The sequence below is a fragment of the Blautia hydrogenotrophica DSM 10507 genome (genome assembly GCF_034356035.1).
In the GTDB taxonomy this organism is placed as follows: domain Bacteria; phylum Bacillota; class Clostridia; order Lachnospirales; family Lachnospiraceae; genus Blautia_A; species Blautia_A hydrogenotrophica.
Genome location: NZ_CP136423.1, coordinates 1777133 through 1800783 on the forward strand (window position 1 = coordinate 1777133; position 23651 = coordinate 1800783).

A 23651-nucleotide genomic window follows, 5' to 3' on the forward strand; every position below is an offset into this window, starting at 1 on the left:
AGAATAATTGGAGCAGTTGATAATTTTTCCGCTTGGCTCCAGGAGGACTTTGTGTTGTTGAGAAAGTAAAAACCCTCTGCACATGGCAGAGGGTTTCATAAGGTAAAATTTAAGAAAGTACATCCACGGTTCCCCAATGAATTGCTTCATAGGAAGTGGAAGCCTCTTCAATACCCGTAAGGCGATTCTTATTGTAGACATATACTTTTCTGGGATAGTAAAGAGGAACTGTCACTGCCTGTTCGTCCATTCTGCCTAAAATAGAATCGTATAATTCAGTGCGCTTATTCTCGTCTAAAGTCTGTAAAACCTGCCCAATTTGTGTACTGATCTGTTCATCATACCAGCACACAGCTGGATTCCCTTCTGTCTGATAGAACATGCTGCTCAAAAATCCGTGAGGATTCCAGGAATCTTCATAAGAACGGTACATAATCATATCGTAATCCCGGGTAGACCAGATCGCGTCGTAATATGCGGCAGATTCCATCTGATTTAGCTCGATCTCCACACCGATTTTTTCGTATTCTGACTGCAGATATTCGCAGATCGTTTTCCAGTTAGCGTATTCTTCTGTTTGGAAGACCAGACGCAAGGACAGCTTCTTTCCGCCTTTTTCTACGATTCCATCTCCGTCTGTATCTTCATATCCGGCTTCTTTTAACAGTTCTTTTGCTTTTTCAGGTTCATAAGTGTATCCGGGGCTATTTTCATCTGTCACGTAGGGCGTATTATCTGGAAACAACCCTTTTGCCGGTGTGCCATCCCCATCCAGAAGGTCATTTACAAGTCCGTTCTTGTCGATCCCATAATTTAAGGCCTGGCGAACTTTTTCATCTTTCAGGAATTCATTTTCATAATTGAGAATCAGATAGTAGGTCTGAGTGGCATGCGCTTCAAATTCTTCTAAATTTTCATCTTGTTCAATTACAGGCCAGCTCTCAGTGGGAAGATCCGCAAGGCAGATGTCCACCTCACCGCTTTGGAGTGCCATCGTTCTGGCCTGTCCGTCGTCGACTAATTTTAAAACAACTTTATCTACCTTCGGTGCGTCTGCATAGTAATTGGGATTCGGAACCAGAACTACCTCCTGGTTGGTCTTATAGCTCTCTATCATCCATTGGCCAGTACCAATCATCTCTTTGAAGTTTCCTTCTTCGTCTACTCCGTTTTCTCCAAGCATCCGGTAAGGTCTGGGGTATGTAAATTCGATCAGACAAGGATATGCCACCTGGTCAAACTCAAAGGTGACCGTGTAATCGTCAACTTTTTTTACATCTAGCAATTTTGCTGAGAATGTTTGCTTCTCATCCCAACGTGAAGCGTTAAAAATTACATTGTCAGCATTAAATTTAGTACCATCAGAAAATTTTACATCTTTTCTCAGATGAAAGGTATAGGATTTTCCATCTTCACTGATTTCCCAGGATTCTGCCAGAGCTGGTTCAATCTCGCCACCTTCTCCGTACCTCACCAACGGATCAAAAACCATCTCAAACAGACGGAAATCTTCGTTAATCCCAGATATGGTATCTGCTTCTTCCGGCTTCAAATCAGATGAGACTAAGGCAGTGATGACTTTTTGCCCGTCTGAGTCTCCTTGTGCAGCAGTTTGTTCTTTTTTTCCGCATCCTGCCGTCAGCAATGTAGCGCCGACTACAGTCAAAGTCAAAAATAATTGTACAATTCTTTTCTTCATTTTTCATTTCTCCTCTATTTCATGTTTTCGAAATGGTGACAGGCGACCCAATGTTCGTCTCCTGCCAATACCAACTCCGGTTCCTCTATTTTACATTTTTTCGTGCATAAACTGCAGCGGTTTTGATAACAGCAGCCCTGTACCGCAGCGGTTTCAGAGATGTGCAGCTCTGTGTCATTCATTCCGATTTTTCTTTTACGAGGATCCGTAGCCGGGATGGATTGAAACAGCAGTTTCGTATAAGGGTGGAAGGCAAGCTGCCAAATACAGTCTGTTCGGTCTATGTACTCTACCACTTTTCCCTGATACATAATGGCTACTGCTTTGCACACATAAGGAACGTTTGACAAATCATGGGTGATTAGCAAATAAGTAAGACCGAACTCCTCTTGCATATCATTTAACAGATTTAAAATCTGCTTTCGAATAGAAAAATCCAGGCTGGATACCGGTTCATCACAGATGACCAATTTAGGACGCAGTACCAAAGCTCTGGCAATATTGGCCCGCTGACACTGTCCTCCACTTAACTGGCTTACGTACCGATGTTTCATCGCTGGCTCCAATCCCACTTTTTCCAAGATCTCGTCAATGGCATCCTCGTATTCTGCTGGAGACATCGGCATATAATTTTGCATGACTTCCCGAATGCTTTCCCCAATGGTATAAGTGGGGTCAAAGACGCCATTGCTGCTCTGAAAAATCATCTGTAGTTCTCTTCTGAATGGCCGAAAGTCCCGCTCTTTTAAATTCTGTACTTCCTTGCCCAAAAAAGAAATGGTTCCCTCGGAAGGTTTTTCCAGACCAGCTACCAGTTTTCCAAATGTGGTCTTTCCGCTGCCGCTCTCTCCGATCAGTGCCAAAGATCTTCCTTTTTCGATCTTTAAAGAGACTCCGTCTACAGCTTTTACTATGGAATTTCTGCTACCTTTCGATGCCGTTTCTTTTCCATAATATTTTTTTAGATGATCTGTCTCCAATAAAAATTCCATTTGTCTGTCTCCTTTACAAAATAGCACTTAACAGCTTTTTCGTGTACGGATGGGTTGGTCTGTGAAAAATCTCATCTACCGGAGCAGCTTCCACGATCTCTCCAACTTGCATAATGTAGACCTGATCTGCAATCTCAGCCACGACTCCAAGGTCATGAGTGATAAACAGGATTCCCATTTTTTGTTCTCGGCTCATCCGATAAATTTCCGAGAGAATCTGCCTTTGAACCGTCACGTCCAAGGCAGTGGTAGGCTCGTCTGCTATCAAGTATTTGGGCTTCAACGCCATGGCTATTGCAATCATTACCCGCTGACACATCCCGCCGCTTAGCTCAAACGGATATTTCTTCATAAGCTGCTTCGGATTTGGAAGTTTGACTGCTTTCAGATAAGATAAAGCTAATTTTTCCGCTTCTTCCTTTTTCATTTTCTGCCGCTGCCGAATTCCCTCAGTGATCTGGTTTCCCACAGTATAGAGGGGATTTAAAGAAGCACTGGGGTCTTGAAAAATCATCCCCACAGTACTACCGTTCCATCTCTTTTTCTGTTCTTTGGAGAGCTTTCCAAACTCCATTCCTTCCGCTGTGATCTCTCCTTCCACGATTTTTCCGTTTCGAGGCAGTAGCCCCAGCACAGCCAGAGAAGTTACAGACTTTCCGCTGCCGCTCTCTCCCACCAGTGCAGTAATTTTCCCTTTTGGGACCGTTAAATTCACTCCTTTGACAGCTTGTATGGTCCCTGTTTTTGTCAGAAAATCCACTCGCAGATTTTGAATTTTCAAAGTTTTATTCTCCTGCCATTCCATTTTTCATTCCCTCTCCCAGTAAATTAAAAGCCATTACAACGATCACAATTACGATTCCCGGATAAATCATCAACTGCGGAAACGTCTGAATGAAATTCTTACTGTCGCTTAGCATAATTCCCCACTCCGGTGTAGGCGGCTGTACGCCAAGTCCGATAAAAGAAAATCCGGCAATAGCCAAGATAATAGTTCCGATTTCCATTGTGGCCAGAGCGATGATGGAAGGGGCAATGTTTCTGAGAACATGTCTGAAAATAATGCGTGTGTGGCCGCACCCTCCTGCTTTTAGGGCCATCATATAGTTCTGTTCTTTCACCTGAATGGTCAATGCCCGGGAAAGCCTTGCATATCCTGCCCAATAGACAAAAGACATAGACAAAACCAGATTTTTTCCACTAGCCCCCAGTGTACCGGCAATGGCCAACGCGACAATAAAACTTGGCATCGCCATAAAAATATCAATCACTCTCATAAAAAATAGGTCTGTTTTTCCACCCACATAGCCGGAGATCAAACCGATGGGAACACCAACCAACAGTGTAATCACCAATACAATCGCGCCGTAAAGAAGAGAATTTCGTCCTCCCCAAAGCAAACGAGATGCGATACAGCGTCCCAGCTGATCGGTTCCCAACCAATAAGTGCTGCTTGGGCCTTCCAGTTTGTGAGAAACATCTACCAGAAGTGGATCATTGGGGGCAATCAGCGGCGCAAAAACTGCTGCCGCGACAAAAAGCAGAACGATTGCCAGACCTATTTTCGAACGTGTCTGACTCATCAACGCACTCCATTGACTATGGAAGACACCATTCTTTTCAAGCTCTTTTACTTTCTTTTTCATCTGTCTGCCTCCTCACTTTAACTGAATTCTGGCGTCAACCATAGAATAGATAAGATCTACCAGTAAATTCATAATCACCACGAAACAGGCCAACACCAAAATGAAGCACTGCAGCAAAGGCAGGTCTTTGGTGTATACTGCCTCCAAAGCCATCTCACCGATTCCTTTAATAGAAAAAATAGATTCAATTACCGCGGAACCGCACAGAAGACTCACACAGATGGTGCTAAGCTGCGTAATGACCGGAAGAATCGCATTTTTCATTCCATGTTTCAAAACAACCCAAAAGCCTGGCAAGCCTTTTGCCCGGCAAGCGCGAATGTAGTCTTTTTTTAAGGTGTCACTTAAATTTGTCCGCATCAGACGAATTAAAATTCCAAAATAACCAATATCCATCGTGATAGCTGCTAGTATTGGAATTCCCCCGGTAGAACCACCGATAACGGAGATCCACTGAAACTTTACACCGAAGAAATATAGCAGCATAAGTCCGATCCAGAAAGGCGGCAGGGAGACGCTGAAAAAGGAAAACACCTGCAGAATTTTATCTATCCAAGAATGTTCCCAGACTGCCGAGATAATCCCAAGAGGAATGGATACGGCCAACAAGATGACTAGTGCAGTCACAGCCAGCTCCAACGTGACTGGAAATCTGCTCATAAGCTCTTTCATCGCAGGTTTACGGGTAGAGTAGGATTCCCCAAAATCTCCGTGCAGAACGTTCGTAAACCATCGAATATACTGCCGGTATACTGGCTGATCTAAACCATTTTCGTGGCGTACCTGTTCTATTTCGGTCTGAGTCGGATGTTCATAGATTTGTTCGGCTAAAACTCTTGCGGCATCTCCTGAGGACAGAACGCTTAGTCCAAATACTAACATTGACACTGCCAGCAGAATGGGAATCAGCGCCAGCAACCTTTTTCCAATATACTTTATCAATTTTTTTCTTCCCTTCTATCCTTTCAAATCCTATGTATAGATCTGTTAAAGTTTTTCCTACGATTGTTTAAACTGAGAGGAGATCAGTTCTTTGAAAAATCCGTCCTCAGAGGACAGTTCTTCATAAGTTCCGGTTTGAACTGTCTGACCATTTCTCAAAACGACGATCTGGTCCGCAGAACGTATCGTAGACAGGCGGTGCGCTACAATCAAAGTAGTTCTGTTTTCGCTGGAAGTACGGATGGATTCCTGGATCTCTCTCTCATTTTCCGTATCCAGGTTTGACACAGCCTCGTCCAGAATTAGGATAGGCGTGTCTTTCAGCAGTGCTCTGGCAATAGCAATTCTCTGGCGCTGTCCACCGGAAAGTTTTACGCCGCCCTCACCGGCAATGGTGTCGTACCCGTCTTTCATCTTAACAATGAAATCGTGAGCCAGAGCCATCTTTGCAGCTGCCTCCACCTCCTCATCGGAAGCGTTCCATCTTCCCAGACGGATATTTTCACGCAGAGTATCCCGAAAGAGGTAAACGTCCTGCAAAACAGCAGAAGACAGCTGACGAAGACTCTCTAAAGAGATTTCTCTGAGATCTTTTCCTCCGATTTTAATCTGTCCGTTTTGAGGCTCCCAATATCTTAACAGAAGCTGAATACAGGTACTCTTCCCTGCTCCGGACGGTCCCACAAGGGCGACTGTCTCTCCAGACCGTACACAAAAGGAGATATCTTTTAACGCAGGTTCCAGCTCTTCGCGATATTGAAAACGAACATGTTCAAATTGGATTTCAGGCAGTATTTCCTCAGGGCTGATATTTTCCCCAAGATCCTCAACTAACGGTTTGGTCTCCAATACTCGGTAGACCCGGTCAGCAGCCGCAAAAATTAATCCGAAATTACGGGCTGTACCGCAAACCTCCACCACCGGCCCAAGTACCATCCCGGCCAACACTACAACTACGGGATACATAGCTGTATTCAACGCCCCTTTTGCAGCCATCTGTGCTGCAATGGCAGCCACGCACAACATGGATATTCCGAGAGTTGCCTGCAAAAAGGCACCTTCTGTTCCGAGACGTTTCCCATATGCCAGCTGACTGTCATAGAGACGCTTCATATAAGCAGTATTTTTTCTGCGGTAACGGGAGCGGTTGTTTAAAGACAGAATTTCTTTCATTCCCTGAATTCCTTCCATCGTCACCGCACTGGCTTCTCCTAGTTGCTCCCGAACGATTTTTCCCTGTCTGTCTGCTTTTTTTCTCATCCAAGCTGGAATCCAGAGAATGAGTATGAGAAAAACGAGCAGGACTCCTGGCAAAATAGGTGAGAGATATCCTAGGCAGATCATTAAAATCACTGGTACAAAGGTAGCCACCAGTATACTTCCAAAAGAATGGGCAAAAAACCATTCCAACAATTCCACATCACTCATCAGTGTGGATGCCAGTTGGCCAGAACGCATATTCAAGAGAAGTACTGGTGATACTCTCTCTATGGCATCAAACAACATAATTCGAAAATTTGCCAAAACTTTAAAGGCCACATCGTGAGCCAGCCACATCTCCAAAAAGTAGAAAACAATTCTGGCTGCTGCCACAGCTGCCAACAAAAGAAAAACTTGATGTCGATGTTCTAACAAAGTCCCTTCTAGTGCCATTCCTACCAGACCGGCTCCCACAACAGAGACCCCGACGATAGACAACTGATGCCCTATGCCACAGACTACAGCCCCAAACATCCTCAGACGGTACGCTTTTATTTTTGTCGATAGGCGAATAACATTTTGCAATCTTGTCTTTCCTGTCTTATTGTGATTCTTCTTTTCCATAATTTTGTGCCTTTACTAATCCTTGATATACCTTATTGTTACTGAGTAGTTCCGCGTGTGTTCCAGAACCAGACAGTCTTCCCTGCTCCAACACATAGATCCGGTCAGCTTTCACCACTGCGGAAAGCCTGTGTGCAATTACCACAGTTGTCCTACCTTGCATACAGCGCTCCAAAGCCTCTTGAATTTCCTTCTCATTTTTGAGATCTACACTGGAAGTGGCTTCGTCCAAGATCAAGATTGGAGCATCTTTTAGGATTGCCCTGGCGATTGCAATCCGCTGCCTTTCACCCCCTGAGAGCGTAGCCCCTCTCTCTCCAACGACAGTGTCATATCCTTGCGGAAGCTCCATGATAAAATCGTGAGCATTTGCTGTCTTGGCTGCCTGCTCCACCGCATAGTCAGAGGCGTCTGGACGAGCCATCTTAATGTTTTCTCTCACAGTTCCATAGAACAGATAGGATTCTTGAAACACCACCGCGATTTGACTCCTAAAAGACTGGGCCGCATATTCCTTTAGACTTTTTTCTCCAACCAGAATCGTTCCAGAATCGTAATCGTAAAAACGAAGCAGTAAATTGACTATAGTAGATTTTCCGGAACCAGATTTTCCCACAATCGCGGTCACTTTTCCCGCTTCCATCTTCATATCAACGTGTTTAAGGACATCATACCCTTCCTTTTCATAGCGAAAGGTGAGATCTTTCAATTGAATTTCTGGGAGTGTATCGGAAAAACAGCAAGTTGTTTTTCCATCCTTGATGGTAACCGGTTCGTCTAGAACTTCAAACAGCTCTTCTGCGACAGAAAGCCCAAGATAGCTTCCATGCCAGTAAGTATTTAAGTCATTTAATGGCTTCATACACTCTCCAGACAGAAACAAAATAATCAGCAAAGACTGGTAATTGATATTTCCCTGTGCCATATGAACTGCCGCTAACGCTACGCTAGCGGCAGTGCCAATGGTCGTACAGGCGACAATCACTGACGAGTCTGACAAGGAGATTCCCAGATTCTTCATGGAATTTGCTGCGAACTTCCATGCACTTTTTGACAGTCTTTTTCCCTCTCTTTGACTTGCACCCAGAGATTTTAATGTACTCATTCCCTGCATGTCATCAATGTATTGGGAATTTAGCTGAGCATATTCTTGCCAGTATTCAATCATCACCCGTGAGACAGCGGGCATAAAAAGATGTGGAATTACAATGGACAGGATTGTCAAAACCAAAACCAGCAGTCCTACGGCAGGATCTAAAGACCAGAGGTAAACTGTGGAAAAAACCGTCGTCGCCAGAACAACCAAAATCTGAGGAAGATACTGTGTCAAAAAAGCCTCAAAGGACTCCACTCCATCCGTAATCAGAGACTGAAGATTTCCGCTTCGCCTCTCATTGCGGTAGGACGGACCTAATTCCATCAACTTTTCCAACATGACATCCCGAATAACGCTTTTGACTTTTGCTGCCATCTTCTTGGTATATCCTTCCTGAAAGCGAAGAATCCAAGCCCTTGCCAAAAGTGCTGCAAGACACAGAAGAAACCAGGTAAAGACTGTCTGTAGTTCTTCCTGGGCAAACACCGCGCTCACTCCTTGGGCCAAAAAAAATGCCTGAGTAAAGCTAAGCGCCACGACGGCAAGACTGATTGTGGTCTTTACCGCTGTCTCTTTTTTAGCTTTACCTAGAAAGGTAATCAGACGTATGTATTTTCCCATAGCAGACTCCTTTACTTCTGTGCACCCACAAGAAATTCCGGAGTCAAACCGTTTAATTCACGTCCCAATTCGTCCCACACACGATCTGTGATGTCCCTTTGGGCAAACACTTTGGAGAAACCCAATTTGAGCAGGCAATCTAAATCCCACTGGGGACGGAGCTTGTCGCTTAGATATAATCTTTTACTCAGCACTCTACCTTTTTCTTCATCTGCGTGAGCGTGGATACCTCTTCCGTATTTTCTTCGAATCTGTTCTTCTCTTTCTTTATATTTTTGTCCCAGACTCTCATCAAAAAGATGAAGATACCAGCAGGCGTCAAATACCAGCAAACTGCCGCCTGGTTTTAGTACCCGAAACCATTCCCTGTATGCTCTCTTAGGGTCGTCTAAAGTCCATGTGATATTGCGACAGAGGATTGCGTCAAAGCTTTCGTCTTCGAATTTTAAATTTTGGCAGTCCATTGTCAGAAGTTGTGCTTGCTGGCCCCATTGCTTGACATTTTCTTTGGCGCAGGCGATCATATTCTCTGTAATATCAATTCCAATGACCTGATGGCCTTCTTCGCCTAGAATAATTGGAAAAAATCCAGGGCCTGTTCCCACGTCCAATATTTTCAAATTTCTCTCTGCTGGCAAATATTCACCGATTAGCTCTTTCCATGCCTGTCTGGCAGGTCCATTCAATTCTTCTTGGATTCCGCGGCTGTAGACATCAGCTTCTCCTTCCCAGTAATCCTTGATTTTTTCATTCAGTTCCATTTCATTCTCCTTTCTTGACACCTTTCTGTATGTGTATCCCGCTATAATAAAAAAACTCTGCGTCCCCCAATTGTTGTTCAAAAACGATGGAGAATCTGCAGAGTTTTTTCTGGAATTATCAGCACACGCGGTCCGCCGCAAGCGGACAATATCTTTTTTTAAACGCTTATTCGTAGCAGAACGTTTAAACGATAAAAAGAATTTTCACATATCAGTGTGAACAAGCTCTTTTCTGTTCCACAAAAAAAGAGGCAGACGTACATCTGCCCCCGAACGTTCTTCCCTGTGCTGTCCATACATTCAAATTCCCACCGAATATGACTGTAACAACGCAATATGGCAAGTCTCCTGACTCGAATTCATTCTACTCCTCACCTTCCCGGATGGCTCCAGTGGTCTTTGAGTTTCGTCCTTCTCACAGTAGCGGGGGCTGTCCTGGCTTTTACCAGATTCCTTTTTAAGTTATCCGCATTTATGAACGGACAACACCATATTGTATTATGTTAAACTGTTTAATATTATATATACAAGTGTTCTACCTTATTTGTCAAGTAAATAACAATAATTAGGTATTCATTTCGTAAACTTCCAAAAATATAGCAAAATATTCTCTTTGTTTGGGCTTTTCCAGTGGAAAAAAATGATAAAAAGTGGTATAATACAAAGAAGTTAGCAAAAACTAATATCTATGTAAAAAGGAGGAATCACTGTATGAACACAGCGCAGCTAGAACGCATGAAAAATGGAGCAGGTTTTATCGCAGCTTTAGACCAGAGCGGCGGCAGCACTCCAAAAGCCTTAAAAGCTTATGGAATCCAGGAGACGGAATACCATTCTGAGGAGGAGATGTTTGATCTGATTCACCAGATGCGCAGCAGAATTCTCACCAGCGATGCTTTTACCTCGGAACATATCTTGGGCGCGATTCTGTTTGAAAAGACCATGAACAGCAAAGTGGATGGTCTGTACTCCGCAGACTATCTGTGGGAGAAAAAAGGAATCGTTCCTTTCTTGAAAGTTGATAAGGGCCTAGATGAGAAAAAAGATGAGGTTCAGCTGATGAAACCTATTCCGAATTTAGACAAAATTTTGGAGCAGGCCAGGGGGAGAAATATCTTTGGAACTAAAATGCGTTCTGTGATCCACAATGCAAACCAAAAAGGAATCCGTGAAATCGTAGATCAGCAATTCGATATAGGATTAAAGATTGTTCAGAAGGGGTTCGTGCCGATTCTTGAACCTGAAGTAAATATCAATAGTAATTCTAAAAAAGAAGCAGAGGAAATTCTGATCGAGGAAATTATGCAACATATGAAGGCACTGGATTCTTCTGTGAAATTAATTTTTAAAGTGAGTATTCCGACTGTGGCAGGTTTGTATTCAGATCTGATGAAAGATTCAAAGACTGTGCGTGTTGTAGCGCTCTCCGGCGGATACAGCCGCAACGAGGCAGACGAATTATTACGGGAAAATCCTGGCTTGATTGCAAGCTTCTCAAGAGCCCTCCTGTCAGATCTTAACGCAAAACAGACACAGGAAGAATTTGATGCTGCTCTCGGAAAGGCAATCCATGAAATCTATGAGGCATCCATGGCTGAATAAGAAAAAAGTTAGACAAAATCTATCGTCTGTGAATGAGTTCGGTATTTACCGGACTCATTCTGTTTTTATGTTATAGGAAAAGCCTTGTCACACTAATGTGTGAAAGCCCTTTCCTATAACACAAATACTCCGTAGGATCGCACCGCGGAGACGAAAATGCGGTTGCTGACGCAACCCGCTGCAGACAGAGAATCCTGCCTCGCAGGATTCTTTTTTATATGGCTTGCCCATTTTATTTTAAAATTTAGACATGGGCTCTCACTAATCCAATCCCAAGTCCTCCAGGACCCACATGAGATCCAATACTCATAGTTAGCGGAAGGTGTACTAGTTCCAAGTCAGGAAAATGATTTTTGAGCTCTGATTTGAAATATTCCAACTTATCTGCTTCCATCGCTGTGTTGGCAATTCCGACTTTTAACTGTCCAGAGTGATAAAATTCCCCTAGGCGAGTATTAATATCTTTGTCCAGTGCCTTACACATTTCTTTAAATGCAGCTTTCATTCCACGTTTAACTACATACATATCTAATTTTTCTCCTTGAATTGTCAATACGGGCTTTAAATTCAACATAGAACCTATGGCGGAGACCGCTGGTGTAATCCGTCCGCCTTTTTTTAGATATTCCAGAGTGTCCACGACAATATAGATAGTGGCATCCATGGACTCCTCTTCCAAAATTCTCTTGATGTAAGCACCGTTTTTACCTTGGTCAGCCAAAAGCTTTGCGTCTAGAGCGGACTGTGCTTGAGTGACAGAAATTCTATGGTTGTTCACCACGTACACTTTTCCAGCATAGGGTTCTTCTTGCGCAAGCAAAGACGCGTTTTGGTAGGTACTGCTCAGTCCACTAGACATAGGGATATAGACAACTTCATCATAATCTTTAAGGAGCCGATTCCACATCTCCATCACGTCACCCGGCGAGGGCTGAGAGGTACTGACTTTTGCACCTTCAGACAATTTTTTGTAGAATTCCTCTACGGTGATGTCCTGTCCTTCATAATATGTCTGGTCGTCCACTAAAACTGGCATGGGAATCACATAGATTCCAAGCCGACTGCCATCTACAGGCATCAGTCCACAGTTGCTGTCTGTCATAATTGCTGTCTTTTTCATATATAACCTTTCTTTTTCGTCTGTCGAAATAAATATTTGTCAGTTTTCAATATTTTCAAAAAAATCTCCTAATTGGATGATAACAGTCCATCTATACAAAATCAAGGTATTTTATAGAAAAAATACCACAAATATGATATAATAATCCACTGACTGTATAAAGGCTAAGATTGCCATTTATCAGGAAAGGGGAATAGAGACGTGAAAGAAAAACTAGAAAACAGAAGCCAATGGGCTAGCAACATTGGCTTTATACTTGCTGCCTCCGGCAGTGCTGTGGGGCTGGGAAACATTTGGAAATTTCCGGGAAAAGTCGCAGCCTACGGTGGAGGAGCTTTCATCTTATGCTACATTTTAATCGTAGCTTTGGTGGGCTTTCCAGTTATGCTAGCTGAATTAAGTCTAGGCCGGGCGACACAGAAAAATGCAGTCGGTGCTTTCCGAAAACTAAACCGCCGCTGGACTTTTGCAGGATGCATCGGCATCGTGACACTGTTTGTGATTTTATCATATTACACTGTCGTGGGAGGATGGGTTCTAAAATATATTTGGGTTTATTTAACTGGTGCGGATTTTGGAGGAGGTGCTACTCAATATCAGGACTATTTTATGAATTTCGTCAGTTCACCAATTGAACCTCTGATCTTAGGGGTTATCTTTTTGTTGGTGTGTATTTATGTCATCGTGCGGGGCGTCTCTGAGGGAATAGAAAGAGTCAGCAAATTTTTGATGCCTTGTCTGTTTGTACTACTGATTGCCATTGTCATTCAGTCTGTCACTTTACCAGGGGCTGTCGAGGGTGTAAAGTATTTATTCACTGTTCGTCCGGGTACAGTCAATGGAGATACTCTGGTTGGTGCTCTTGGACAGGCATTTTTTTCGCTCTCTGTAGGAATGGGCATTATGATTACCTATGGTTCCTATGTGCCTAAAAAAGAGAATTTGGCCAAGAGTGCCGGTGTGATCTGTGCTGTGGACACAATGGTGGCAATCCTGGCAGCTTTGGCGATTGTACCGGTCGTGTTCGTAACCTTGGGTGCTGATAGCTTGGGGCAAGGCGGAGGGGTTGCCTTTATGGCTTTGCCAGATGTCTTTGGGAGAATGCCAGGTGGTGTGGTGTTTGGTTGTCTGTTTTTTATGCTTCTATTTTTAGCTGCGTTAACTAGCGCTATCAGTATTATGGAGAGCTGCGTTGCTTTCCTGACAGAAGAGTTCCACCTCACCCGTCTAAAAGCCACAATACTTCTGACTCTCCCTATGCTCGTTCTAAGTGCAGGATATTCCCTCTCCCAGTCTTCTGCTAGAGGAATCAATCTGCCGTGGTTCGACTTCCACGAAGGACTTCAGATGTTGCCTATGAACGCTGTAATGGAAAAGTTCACTGACAATTTGATGATACCTTTAGGGGCCTTATTCTTCTGTCTGTTTGTAGGTTGGGTCTGGGGAAGTAAAAATGCGGTACGGGAAATCGAGAACAATGGGGAACACCCATTTCCAGTAAAAAAAATTTGGTCATTTTCTGTGCGTTTTCTGGCACCTCTGGTCATCGCTGTAATTCTATATTTTACTTTAGGACAAGGACAAGGACTCTCTTAATCGCCATTGAATGGTAAAGAAAGGAAGGACATGAAAGAAAAACAAGGATACAGAAAAATTTTCCCACATCTATATCATTTGCTGGATTGGGAACAAAAGAGAAATTTTATTATCATTTTAATAATTATGATGCTCTCAGCTGGATTGTCACAGTTGACGCCAAAGGCTATTGGTTGGCTGACCGACGACATTTTAATCCAAAACCAGGTTCAATTCTTGAAAGTAATTCCTTTCCTACTATTCATATTGGTTGTCAATGTCATCAATGAGTTAATCAAGATACTCAGAAGAGTCATGGTAGAAGATACCGCCACCAAGACAGAAAAAAAAGCCCGTTCCATTGCCATCCTCTCTTTGCTCAAAGCGCCGCTTTCCTACTTTAAAGAGAATATGACTGGAAATATTCATGGAAGATTGAACCGATGCCTAGAGGGAACTGTAAAGCTGGAGAAACTGCTGTTTATGGATTTTGCTCCTGCAATTTTCAACAGCATTGCGGCAATCATTGTAATCTTTACTACTCTGCCCGTGATTTTGGCTCTTCCAATGCTCTTAGTGATTCCCATAGGAACTGCTATTGTCTTTCGGCAAATCAGTACCCAAAGAGGAATCCGAGTGGAATTACTAGAAACAAAATCAGCCATGGACGGAACTGTCGTGGAACTCTTAAACGGTATTGAAGTGATACGGATCTCAGACAGCATTGATTTGGAATCTGACCGTTTCAGCCAAAAATCAGAATTTTTGAGAAACAAAGAGATGACCCATCACAAGCAGATGGCAAAATATGACGCCTTGAAGTTTATCAATGAAGCTGTCTTCACTGTACTGATGATAGGAATTTCCACGTATTTGGCTACCCAAAATATCATAACTGTGGGAAGTGTGCTGACTGCGTATCTTTGTTTTTCTCAACTAATTAAACCTTTAGAGGAATTGCACCGCATTTTGGATGAGCTGTCAGAATGTATGGTATTGGCGGAGGATTTTTTTCGAATGACAGAACTGCCCAGCGATTTTTCATACACTCCAGTCACAGAGTCTACGGACATCGCGCCGGTCTCAAAAGAAATGATCGATTTGACAGATGTCACTTTCTGCTATAAAGATGGAGAACCGGTGTTGAACCATTTAAATTTGAAAGTAAAAGAAGGAATGTTTCTGGGAATTGCAGGGCCTAGCGGCTGCGGAAAGTCTTCTTTAATCAAGGCAATCTGCAAACTAGAAAAATGTAGCGGAGACATCCTGGTGGATGGAAAAAAAATCGACTCTCTCAGCAGAAAAGAAATTGCGGACTTAATTGCCTTGGTACCCCAGACTCCATTTGTGATCGCGGGTACTATCTACGAAAATATCTGTTATGGACTCAAGCGCGAAGTACCTTTGCAGGAAGTAGAATCTGCCGCCAAGAAAGCCTTTCTCTATGACTATATTGACAGCCTCCCGGAAAAGTTCTATACCAGAATTTCTGAAGGAGGAAATAATCTATCTGGCGGACAAAGACAGAGGCTCGCCATCGCCAGGATTTTCCTGCGACAACCACGGATTTTAATTCTAGATGAAGCTACCTCAGCACTAGACAATACTTCCGAAAAATATATCCAAACAGAGATAGAGAAACTAAAAGAAAGAAATCACATGACAATTATTTCCATCGCTCACCGACTTACAACTTTAAAAAATTGTGATGAGATCATCGTCTTAAACAAAGGCATCATTGAGCAGACTGGAAAATATAAGGATTTAATTAACCAAAGCGGACTTTTTCAAGATATGTACCTTGGGAAAAAACAAGGTTGAACAAAGTGGGAAAGCCTGCTTCAGCTCCCCCTCCTCTCAATCTTATGGAGCACAGCTTCACTTTGCGCGCCGCCGCAGCATATTCCTCATTGCGGCGCGCGCATCCACAGCGGAGCGATTCTATCTTTTGGCCAATTCCTCGGTGATATCTTCCCAGGTCACACCTTTTTCTACCATCAATACCATCGCATGGTACAGAAAATCTGAGATCTCATATTTTATTTCTTCCTTGTCAGGATTCTTTGCCGCGATTACAATCTCAGTGCATTCCTCTCCCACTTTTTTGAGAATTTTATCGATCCCCTTATCAAAGAGATAATTGGTATAGGACCCCTCTTTCGGATGGTTCTTTCGGTCAACAATCACATCGTAGACATTCTGGAATACTCTCAGAGGATTGGTATCGTCGTACTCTTTTTTCATCAACTCCTGGAAAAAACAGGTGTGATTTCCCGTGTGGCAAGCAGCTCCTACCTGGGCGACTTTTGCCAGAATGGTGTCATTGTCACAGTCTAAAGTCAGAGATTTTACATACTGAAAGTGTCCCGAAGTCAGCCCTTTTATCCATAGCTCTTTTCGGCTACGGCTCCAATAAGTCATCTTTCCAGTCTGCAAGGTCATTTGAAAGGCTTCCTCGTTCATATAGGCCAGCATCAGCACCTCATCCGTTTTGTAATCCTGCACAATAACCGGAACTAAGCCATCGCTGTTCAACTTAAACTTAGCCCAAGAAATCCTGCTCTCACAGGTATTCACTGGGAGTCCTTGTTCTTTACAGCGTTTTTTCAAGGGGATGAGCCCTGTCTCCAGATTGCTGGCAAGGCTACCGCTGACGCCCCAGACATTTTCCTTTTTCAAGACAGAGATAACTTTCTGTGCATCCCTTTCGTCTGTGTGAAGCAAAATAGGAACACTAGATACCCTGGCGATGGAGTCTTCCAGATTATCCAGCGCAAGCACTCCCGCACAATAGGTTTCGATGGCTTCTTGGTGTGGAAGAAATTCTTCCAGGGAAGAAATACTCACTAAAAGTTTTTCTTTCCCAAACCTCTTAGACACCTCTTCCAGCATGGAAATGTTACTCTCCTTAGAGAAGTTCAAGACTACTTTGGCACAGCCGGCGTAGAGTAGCTTCTTCACATCCTCCATACGGTTGATATGTCCGGCTGCGAGAACCGGCGTCTCGCTGACACTGCAGACTTCCTTGATCGCACCTATAGCCTCCTCATGTTCCTCATCGGTGGAGGAGAAGTCGAAAATCAGAAGCTCGTCTGCTCCGTGGTCGCTGTAAAAACGTGAGAGTTCCAACACGTCTCCGCTACCAAAAAGATTTTTCTGTCCCCATCCTACCACTGCCTTTTTTTTCAGCAGATACAGACAGGGAATGAATAGTTTTTCTTTCATAATTTTTCCCCTTTTATTCCAGACTGCCCTTGGTGGAGAGGACATCTGTAATCCGTTCGTCCTTTACAGTTGCCGCGTCCAGCGCTTTGGCAAAACTCTTAAACATGGCTTCTGCCATGTGGTGGTTATTACCAGGAGTCAAAACCTTGATGTGAAGATTCATACCACAGGCGTAAGAGACCGCATAAAAGAATTCCCGTATCATCTCTGTGTCCAACTCCCCTAACCTATCCTTGGTAAACTCTCCGTCAAAAGATAAGTAGGGACGCCCGCTTAAGTCCACCGCGCACAGGACTAGGGACTCATCCATGGGAAGAATGCAGCTTCCATAACGACGGATACCTTTCTTGTCTCCCACAGCCTGCCGAATAGCATTTCCTAGAACAATCCCAGTGTCCTCCACGGTGTGGTGATCGTCCACATGGAGATCACCGGTCACTCGGATATATAAGTCAAAGAGCCCATGACGAGCAAAACCATCTAACATGTGATCAAAAAATCCGATGCCGGTTTCGATATCCGTCTGACCGGAACCGTCCACACGAAATTTTAGTTTAATCTGAGTTTCCCTGGTATTTCTCTGAGTGGAAGCCTCTCTGGTCATTGTTTCTCCTCCTTTTCAAATCGGACAGCAATGGAATTTGCATGAGCAGTCAGCTGTTCGCAGTTAGCAAACTGAATAATATCACGGTGAATCTCATGTAGTGCTTCCCTGGAATAGTAGATCACGCTGGATTTTTTAACAAAATCATCGACACCTAATGGAGAGAAAAATTTCGCAGTTCCATTGGTAGGCAGTACGTGATTGGGACCAGCAAAGTAGTCACCTAACGGCTCACAACTACTCTCTCCAATAAAAATAGCGCCTGCATTACGAATCTTTGTCATCACCTCAAAGGGATTTTCTGTGAGGATTTCCATGTGTTCCGAGGCGATAGCATTGGCTGCTTCAATGGCTTCCTCCATAGTGTCCGCCAGGAGAATATATCCAAAATGATCCAGAGATTTCTCGATGATCTCCCTGCGGGAGAGTACTTTTAGAAATTCAGAAATCTGTTCTTTTGCCTGTCTGGCTAGTTTCTCGCTGGTGGTAATCAAAATGGCAGAGGCCAGCTCATCATGTTCTGCCTGGGAGAGCAAGTCCGCGGCCACATACCTGGGATTCGCCGTGTCATCTGCTAAAACCAGAATTTCACTGGGGCCGGCTATAGAGTCGATTCCCACCTGTCCATAGACAGCTTTTTTCGCCAAAGCCACAAAGATATTGCCGGGTCCCACGATTTTGTCTACTTTGGGAATAGATTGCGTACCGTAGGCCAAAGCAGCGATAGCTTGGGCACCTCCCACTTTATAGATGGTGTCTACTCCTGCTTCTTTTGCTGCCACTAAGGTGGAAGGATTTAAGCTTCCATCTTTCCCAGGAGGCGTAGTCATGATGATTTTTTCCACCCCGGCTACCTTAGCGGGCAGCACGTTCATCAGCACGGAAGAAGGATAGACCGCCTTTCCTCCAGGCACGTAGACTCCGACTCTTTGCAGTGGAAGGATTTTCTGCCCCAACATAGTCCCTTTTTCGTCGCTGCAAAACCAGCTCTGGCGTTTTTGCTTTTCATGGTAGCTTCGAATGTTTACCAATGCCTTTTGGATTACTTCTAGCAAAGCAGGTTCCACACGCTCATAAGCCTCATCAATCTCCTGCTGTGTTACCTGCACAGTCTTGTCGGTGATCTTCGCATGATCGAATTTTTCTGTGTAAGCAAAAAGTGCTTCGTCTTTTTTGCTGCGGACATTGGATATAATTTCAGCCACCGCATTCTCATACTTCCCATAACTGTTGGGGCTCCTCTTTAGAAGGTCATCCAAGAGGGATGCAATGGTCTCTTGGTTTAATCTCACTGTTTTCACGTTTTCTTCCTCCTATTTCTATAACACGGACTTCAGGTCCGCGATCAGTCTGCGTATCCTTTCGTCTTCCATTTTCATACTCACACGGTTCACTACCATACGCGCGGACAGAGGGCAAATTTCCTCCAAAACTTGAAGACCATTTTCCCGGAGGGTACTCCCAGTCTCCACGATATCTACAATCACCTCAGAAAGTCCTACGATGGGCGCCAGTTCAATGGAACCGTTCAGCTTTATAATCTCCACAGTCCGATGTTTTTGATTATAGAAATAGTCTTTGGCAATGTTGGGATATTTGGTGGCTACCCGGATTTGCTGTCCGCCTTCCAGATATTTCAAGGCGCTCTTAGGTCCACAGACACACATTTTGCAGGCTCCAAAACCCAGGTCAAGGACTTCAAAAAGCTTTCGATTCTCCTCCAAAATCGTGTCCTTTCCGACAATTCCGATATCGGCGGCACCGTACTCCACATAGGTGGGAACATCAGGCCCTTTTGCCAGAAAGAATCTCAACTTCAAATCTTCGTTTACAAAAATCAATTTTCTTGAGGATTTATCTTTCATCTCCTCACAGGTAATCCCAATCTTTTCGAAAGTCTCCAGCGTCTTGCTGGCCAATCGGCCTTTTCCAAGTGCAAATGTCAGATATCTCATATACCCTCCTCACCAAGCTTTTTGAGAATCACGCGCTTTCCTTCCCTGCGCAGATTCACCGCCTGGACAATCGCGTCTCTCCGGTTTTCTATAGTATAGCTTAAGATAATTTCTTCTTCCTCCGGGACGGTAACAGGTATGTTTTGACGACTCAAAGCCAGCATAAGCTGGTCGATGGAGATACCAAAACCGCTGGCGGCGGCAGCCTTTCCAAAGTGTTCTAAGAGGTTGTCGTAACGTCCGCCTTTTACGATGGGTTCCCCAGTACCGTAAGTGTAAGCTTGGAAAATGATTCCTGTATAGTACCTGTATTTACTCAGCATTCCCAGGTCGAAGGTCACATAGTTTTCATAGCCATAACACTTCAAGATCTCATAGATCTCCTCCAAACGGTGAATCGCCCGAATTGCCCTTTGATTGGAAGTAAGTTTTTTGGCTTTTTTTAATATTTCGGCGTCTCCGAACAAATAGGGCAACTGGAAGAATGCGTTTTCCAACTCTTTGGGAAGATTCTGTCCCCGAATCAGTTCTTCCACACCAAAATTGTTTTTATTGGAAATCAGCTCCCGCAGTTTTCGTTCCATCTCATCGTCTTTTTTTGCATCCTCCAACAATGCCTTGAAGAAGTTGACTTCCCCGACACTGATTTGAAAATCACGCAATCCCGTCTCTAACAGACAGTTCACTACCATTGCCAACATCTCCGCATCGGCGTCTGAGCTGGAATCACCGATTCTCTCAGCACCCATCTGTGTCGCTTCCTTCATCCGTCCCTGAAAACTGGAGTTATTCACAAAAGTGTTACCCGCATAGCAAAGGCGGACAGGTTCCATATTGAGTGGAAAACAAGAGACTGCGCAGCGCGCAATCGACGGTGTAAAATCCGGTCTTAAGACTAAAGTATTTCCTTCTCTGTCAAAAAACTTGTACAGCTCCTTCGACGGAGTGGTACCTACTTCGCGGCTGAATACCTCAAAAAACTCAAAGGTCGGCGTCTCTATATCCTGAAAGCCATAGAGATGAAAAATTCTGCGTATTTTTTTCTGTATCAACAGTTTCTGCCGACATTCTTCCTGGCAGATATCCCTGACTCCCTCTGGTGTGTGAAAAATTCTTTCCATATCCATTCTCTCCCGTTAATTCAGTACTTTATCTCGCTACTATATTAGCACATAAAACAAATTAGTTAGATTATAAGAAAAAATGCTGAAAAAGTCAATCCCGCAATTTTAGGTCCCTTTGCAGACCATCTAAATAAGGAATGAAAAGTCCCTCTTTTGGGGCTAGATAGAACTCTTCTTCCAGCTCCTGCCTAGTAAAACTCTTTCTGCCTCCGCCTTCCATCCTTTCCCAGAACTCCTTCAACCTTTTGTGCCTCAGATAATAAAATTGGTTGTCCGCGCTGAAAAAAATCAGCAGGAAGGAAATGCCTCCCTGCTGCTCAAACCCGTCCATAAACTGCACCTGGTGGGGATGGATGTTGGCCAGAGGGAACGTGGACGCCCTACACTCTTTTGCGTCAAAACAGACAGGGATACCTTGAACCGCTCCGATATAGTCCACAGTGCTGCGCTGTTCAAAATAAGCTAAAGTGATATGGCGCTGTTCTTTGTCAATCCGCACTGGGGTAATCGGAGTCGGAATCTTCTGAATCAATGCTAGTTTCTTACGGGCATACTGCTCATTGGTACGATTCACCAGTTCCTCCAATGTGGACCCCCTAAGCCCCCGGGTATTCCAAGTTCCCATTATCTGTCTCCTTTTTACTATTCAATCAGTTTGATGGATGGATAGTAGCGGATGATGGCCTTTCCCACAATCTCATCGAAAGTCACGTAAGTATTCTTCCAGTATCTAGAGTCTTTCGACCAGTTTCTATTGTCTCCCAGCATAAAATACGAGTCCTCTGGGACTTCATAAGGACCGAAATCCCCCACCGCAGCTTCTGGAATAAAGCTATCATCTAACGGTGTCAAAGAACCATCAATGTATACCTCTCCATCCTTAATCTCCACTTTCTCTCCCGGCAGACCGATCACCCTTTTGATAAAAAGCTGGGATTCATCATCTGGATACCGAAAAATCACCACATCGAAACGCTCAGGATCTCTAAACTTCTGGCTGTATTCAAAGCTTCCGATTTTCAAATTGATTCCATAGGAAAGCCGAAATCCAAAGATTCTGTCGCCAGTCATGATTGTCTTTTCCATAGACTCAGACGGAATCTTAGCATTGATTAAAATCACGTTGTTAATCACCAACACCACCAGGACAACGACTATGATCATCTTGATGTATTCCCATATTTCCTGCCATATTTTCATCGTCTATACTCTCCTTTAAACGCTCCCGCGGCTGCCGTCTCGCTTTCCAAAAACAATTCCTGTACGCCGACCTCCTGCCTGAGAATCTCAGTAAACTGTGCTGGCAGCGGAGCAAAAAAATGTCGCCCTGAAAGATGTTCCAAAGTCCCTTCCATAACGGGAAAATTCAGCTGAACCGCATGGAGCACCTGATGCTGCAATTTGTATCTTCTGAAATAGTCCTGATTCCAGGAAGCATCCCCGTATTTCGGGTCTCCGAGAATTGGATGTCCAATACTCGCTAGATGGCTGCGAATCTGGTGCGTCCGCCCTGTAATCAGATGTACCCTCAGTAGCGTCAACTTTGCATTAGAGGTCAATGGCTCATAGGAAGTCTCTATCGGCTGAGCACCCTTGATGGGAACGCTGCTAACTATTACTTTATTACATTTCGTATCTTTATGCAAATATCCCTTGATAAAATTTTTCTTAATTATTTTTCCTTTGACGAGACAGAGATAATACTTCTCCAAGGTTCTGTCGTGAAACATCTGGGACAGAGACTGCAGGGAAGCTAAGGTTTTTCCGGCAGCTACGATTCCGGTGGTGTTCCGGTCCAGGCGATTACAGATTCCCGGCCGGAAAGTTCGAAAGTCCGTCTGAGTAAACTGACCGCTCTCGAGCAGATAGCTGAGCATATATTCCACCAAGGAGACATCCTCCGGCCGGCTTTTTTGAGAGAGTATGCCTGCTGGCTTATTTAAAATCATGACTTGGCTGTCTTCGTAGAGAATCTCTAGCTGAAGGTCGTCTGTGGGATAAAAATCATCCCTGGAAAATTTTTCAAAAGTCTCCTGACTGAAGAAAAGCTGCACCTGATCTCCCGGTTTCAATTTCTCATTTCCGGATGCCTTCTTCTTGTTCAACGTAATATTTTTTTTTCGAAGCATTTTATAGAGAAAACTCTTGGGAGCCTTAAACAGAAGCTTGGACAGATACTTGTCCAGGCGCTGCCCCGCGTCGTTTTCTTTGATATCCATCTGCTGCATAGCCACCTCCCTACAGTGAGATTGCCAAGATCGTGTGTTTAATCAATTCATCCCGGGTCAGGTCCGGATATCTTTCGTCCAGTTTAAACTTAATATCCTTCTCAAGACTCTCCCGATGCAGATTCATAGAATCCAGTCTTTCCAGAAACGGTTTCAGTTCCCGGAGAAACTTTACCTTGACCCCATAACCATTTTGCTGAAGTATCTGCTGTACCTGTCTCTCCAAAAATGCGAGGTCTGCCTTCTTATCCGTGGAGTATCCAACCACCTGATTTCCACAGATTGCCACCGCATCCACTCCCCCACTCTTTTCATAGGAGGTCAGATACAGCTCATAGGCCATCTGAAGCTTTCCTTGGTGTGCCCGAATTTGCTGATATAACTTCTCATCCATGGAAGAACGCAACAGCACCATAATCGTCGACACTGCGGACTTGCATGCAGGCAGACATCCAACTACGACGATGACCGTGACGATGGTCATCCTAGTCTTAAAATATGCCCAGCCCACAAAGTAAGCGGTCAGTGGTATCAAAAATAGCACAAACGTCACCAGTGCACGGCGCAACTTTTCTTTTTTAAAGTATCCATAGTCACCTTTCGTAATTTTATGAGACAAAGTAACCCGCCTTTCTGC

Annotated in this window: 21 protein-coding genes and 1 riboswitch; of the genes, 3 read left to right on the forward strand and 18 right to left on the reverse strand. The window is 44.1% G+C overall.

The window, feature by feature from the left end; all coding sequences use genetic code 11:
* Positions 1-109 precede the first annotated feature (109 nt).
* From BLHYD_RS08280 to BLHYD_RS08315, 8 genes are read right to left on the reverse strand one after another with little or no spacing between them, the layout of a single operon-like run.
* Entirely contained in the window at positions 110-1699 is a 1590-nt protein-coding gene (locus BLHYD_RS08280; RefSeq protein ID WP_005945646.1) for a nickel ABC transporter substrate-binding protein, read from the reverse strand.
* 14 nt (positions 1700-1713) lie between these two features.
* Positions 1714-2691 (reverse strand): oligopeptide/dipeptide ABC transporter ATP-binding protein, encoded by a 978-nt coding sequence (locus tag BLHYD_RS08285; RefSeq protein WP_040350277.1) that lies wholly within the window; start codon positions 2689-2691, stop codon positions 1714-1716.
* Between the two features lie 13 nt (positions 2692-2704).
* Entirely contained in the window at positions 2705-3472 is a 768-nt protein-coding gene (locus BLHYD_RS08290) for an ABC transporter ATP-binding protein (protein ID WP_242648369.1), read from the reverse strand.
* A 4-nt stretch (positions 3473-3476) separates the two neighbouring features.
* The gene (gene nikC / locus BLHYD_RS08295; protein WP_005945649.1) at positions 3477-4337 is read right to left on the reverse strand and encodes a nickel transporter permease; all 861 of its coding nucleotides are present in this window, start codon (positions 4335-4337) and stop codon (positions 3477-3479) included.
* Between the two features lie 12 nt (positions 4338-4349).
* Positions 4350-5279 (reverse strand): ABC transporter permease, encoded by a 930-nt coding sequence (locus BLHYD_RS08300; RefSeq protein ID WP_005945651.1) that lies wholly within the window; start codon positions 5277-5279, stop codon positions 4350-4352.
* A gap of 57 nt (positions 5280-5336) precedes the next feature.
* Entirely contained in the window at positions 5337-7103 is a 1767-nt protein-coding gene (locus BLHYD_RS08305; RefSeq protein WP_005945660.1) for an ABC transporter ATP-binding protein, read from the reverse strand.
* Complete coding sequence (locus BLHYD_RS08310) at positions 7081-8820, reverse strand: ABC transporter ATP-binding protein (protein ID WP_005945662.1); 1740 nt, start codon at positions 8818-8820, stop codon at positions 7081-7083. Before BLHYD_RS08310 ends, BLHYD_RS08305 begins: the two co-directional genes overlap by 23 nt.
* Before the next feature lie 11 nt (positions 8821-8831).
* Positions 8832-9581, reverse strand: a complete 750-nt coding sequence (locus BLHYD_RS08315; RefSeq protein WP_021845777.1) for a class I SAM-dependent methyltransferase — start codon at positions 9579-9581, stop codon at positions 8832-8834.
* A gap of 321 nt (positions 9582-9902) precedes the next feature.
* Positions 9903-10089, reverse strand: a riboswitch (cobalamin riboswitch).
* A gap of 203 nt (positions 10090-10292) precedes the next feature.
* On the opposite strand from BLHYD_RS08315, the gene BLHYD_RS08320 reads away from it, so the two are divergent.
* Positions 10293-11183, forward strand: coding sequence for a fructose bisphosphate aldolase (locus BLHYD_RS08320; protein WP_021845776.1), 891 nt, complete (start codon positions 10293-10295; stop codon positions 11181-11183).
* Between the two features lie 244 nt (positions 11184-11427).
* Here BLHYD_RS08320 and BLHYD_RS08325 read toward each other — a convergent pair whose 3' ends face one another.
* Positions 11428-12303, reverse strand: coding sequence for a DegV family protein (locus BLHYD_RS08325; RefSeq protein WP_005945668.1), 876 nt, complete (start codon positions 12301-12303; stop codon positions 11428-11430).
* A gap of 201 nt (positions 12304-12504) precedes the next feature.
* Between BLHYD_RS08325 and BLHYD_RS08330 the strand changes: the two genes are divergently transcribed.
* Entirely contained in the window at positions 12505-13899 is a 1395-nt protein-coding gene (locus tag BLHYD_RS08330; protein ID WP_260784507.1) for a sodium-dependent transporter, read from the forward strand.
* 30 nt (positions 13900-13929) lie between these two features.
* Entirely contained in the window at positions 13930-15699 is a 1770-nt protein-coding gene (locus tag BLHYD_RS08335; RefSeq protein ID WP_005945672.1) for an ABC transporter ATP-binding protein, read from the forward strand.
* A 120-nt stretch (positions 15700-15819) separates the two neighbouring features.
* On the opposite strand, the gene hisIE is transcribed toward BLHYD_RS08335, so the two are convergent.
* The 9 genes from hisIE to BLHYD_RS08380 all read right to left on the reverse strand — a co-directional run bounded on the left by hisIE (position 15820) and on the right by BLHYD_RS08380 (position 23633).
* Positions 15820-17103 (reverse strand): bifunctional phosphoribosyl-AMP cyclohydrolase/phosphoribosyl-ATP diphosphatase HisIE, encoded by a 1284-nt coding sequence (gene hisIE, locus BLHYD_RS08340; RefSeq protein WP_005945674.1) that lies wholly within the window; start codon positions 17101-17103, stop codon positions 15820-15822.
* 13 nt (positions 17104-17116) lie between these two features.
* Positions 17117-17707 carry an imidazoleglycerol-phosphate dehydratase HisB gene (gene hisB, locus BLHYD_RS08345; protein WP_005945676.1) on the reverse strand — a complete coding sequence of 197 codons (591 nt, stop codon included), beginning with the start codon at positions 17705-17707 and terminating at the stop codon, positions 17117-17119.
* On the reverse strand, positions 17704-19008 hold the full coding sequence (gene hisD / locus BLHYD_RS08350; protein ID WP_005945679.1) for a histidinol dehydrogenase: 1305 nt from the start codon (positions 19006-19008) through the stop codon (positions 17704-17706). Before hisD ends, hisB begins: the two co-directional genes overlap by 4 nt.
* 18 nt (positions 19009-19026) lie before the next feature.
* The gene (gene hisG / locus BLHYD_RS08355) at positions 19027-19662 is read right to left on the reverse strand and encodes an ATP phosphoribosyltransferase (RefSeq protein ID WP_005945683.1); all 636 of its coding nucleotides are present in this window, start codon (positions 19660-19662) and stop codon (positions 19027-19029) included.
* Positions 19659-20783, reverse strand: coding sequence for an ATP phosphoribosyltransferase regulatory subunit (gene hisZ, locus BLHYD_RS08360; RefSeq protein ID WP_021845772.1), 1125 nt, complete (start codon positions 20781-20783; stop codon positions 19659-19661). Before hisZ ends, hisG begins: the two co-directional genes overlap by 4 nt.
* Positions 20784-20877: 94 nt before the next feature.
* A complete protein-coding gene (locus BLHYD_RS08365; protein WP_005945686.1) occupies positions 20878-21411 on the reverse strand; it encodes a Holliday junction resolvase RecU in 534 nt (177 codons plus the stop codon).
* A gap of 17 nt (positions 21412-21428) precedes the next feature.
* Positions 21429-21986 carry a signal peptidase I gene (gene lepB, locus BLHYD_RS08370; RefSeq protein WP_005945688.1) on the reverse strand — a complete coding sequence of 186 codons (558 nt, stop codon included), beginning with the start codon at positions 21984-21986 and terminating at the stop codon, positions 21429-21431.
* A complete protein-coding gene (locus BLHYD_RS08375; protein ID WP_005945690.1) occupies positions 21983-23014 on the reverse strand; it encodes an RluA family pseudouridine synthase in 1032 nt (343 codons plus the stop codon). The genes lepB and BLHYD_RS08375 overlap by 4 nt, the downstream gene beginning before the upstream one ends.
* Positions 23015-23024: 10 nt before the next feature.
* Positions 23025-23633: a hypothetical protein gene (locus tag BLHYD_RS08380; protein ID WP_040350278.1), complete on the reverse strand. Its 609-nt coding sequence runs from the start codon at positions 23631-23633 to the stop codon at positions 23025-23027.
* Positions 23634-23651 lie beyond the last annotated feature (18 nt).

Bases quoted from the DNA above. Each gene is read 5' to 3' on its own strand.
- BLHYD_RS08325 (WP_005945668.1), bottom strand. From the start codon at position 12,303: ATGAAAAAGACAGCAATTATGACAGACAGCAACTGTGGACTGATGCCT.
- BLHYD_RS08280 (WP_005945646.1), bottom strand. From the start codon at position 1,699: ATGAAGAAAAGAATTGTACAATTATTTTTGACTTTGACTGTAGTCGGC.
- BLHYD_RS08305 (WP_005945660.1), bottom strand. From the start codon at position 7,103: ATGGAAAAGAAGAATCACAATAAGACAGGAAAGACAAGATTGCAAAAT.
- BLHYD_RS08375 (WP_005945690.1), bottom strand. From the start codon at position 23,014: ATGCAGCAGATGGATATCAAAGAAAACGACGCGGGGCAGCGCCTGGAC.
- BLHYD_RS08335 (WP_005945672.1), top strand. From the start codon at position 13,930: ATGAAAGAAAAACAAGGATACAGAAAAATTTTCCCACATCTATATCAT.
- BLHYD_RS08365 (WP_005945686.1), bottom strand. From the start codon at position 21,411: ATGGGAACTTGGAATACCCGGGGGCTTAGGGGGTCCACATTGGAGGAA.
- BLHYD_RS08320 (WP_021845776.1), top strand. From the start codon at position 10,293: ATGAACACAGCGCAGCTAGAACGCATGAAAAATGGAGCAGGTTTTATC.
- BLHYD_RS08285 (WP_040350277.1), bottom strand. From the start codon at position 2,691: ATGGAATTTTTATTGGAGACAGATCATCTAAAAAAATATTATGGAAAA.
- hisG (WP_005945683.1), bottom strand. From the start codon at position 19,662: ATGAGATATCTGACATTTGCACTTGGAAAAGGCCGATTGGCCAGCAAG.
- BLHYD_RS08315 (WP_021845777.1), bottom strand. From the start codon at position 9,581: ATGGAACTGAATGAAAAAATCAAGGATTACTGGGAAGGAGAAGCTGAT.
- hisB (WP_005945676.1), bottom strand. From the start codon at position 17,707: ATGACCAGAGAGGCTTCCACTCAGAGAAATACCAGGGAAACTCAGATT.
- BLHYD_RS08310 (WP_005945662.1), bottom strand. From the start codon at position 8,820: ATGGGAAAATACATACGTCTGATTACCTTTCTAGGTAAAGCTAAAAAA.
- hisIE (WP_005945674.1), bottom strand. From the start codon at position 17,103: ATGAAAGAAAAACTATTCATTCCCTGTCTGTATCTGCTGAAAAAAAAG.
- lepB (WP_005945688.1), bottom strand. From the start codon at position 21,986: ATGAAAATATGGCAGGAAATATGGGAATACATCAAGATGATCATAGTC.
- hisZ (WP_021845772.1), bottom strand. From the start codon at position 20,783: ATGGAAAGAATTTTTCACACACCAGAGGGAGTCAGGGATATCTGCCAG.
- nikC (WP_005945649.1), bottom strand. From the start codon at position 4,337: ATGAAAAAGAAAGTAAAAGAGCTTGAAAAGAATGGTGTCTTCCATAGT.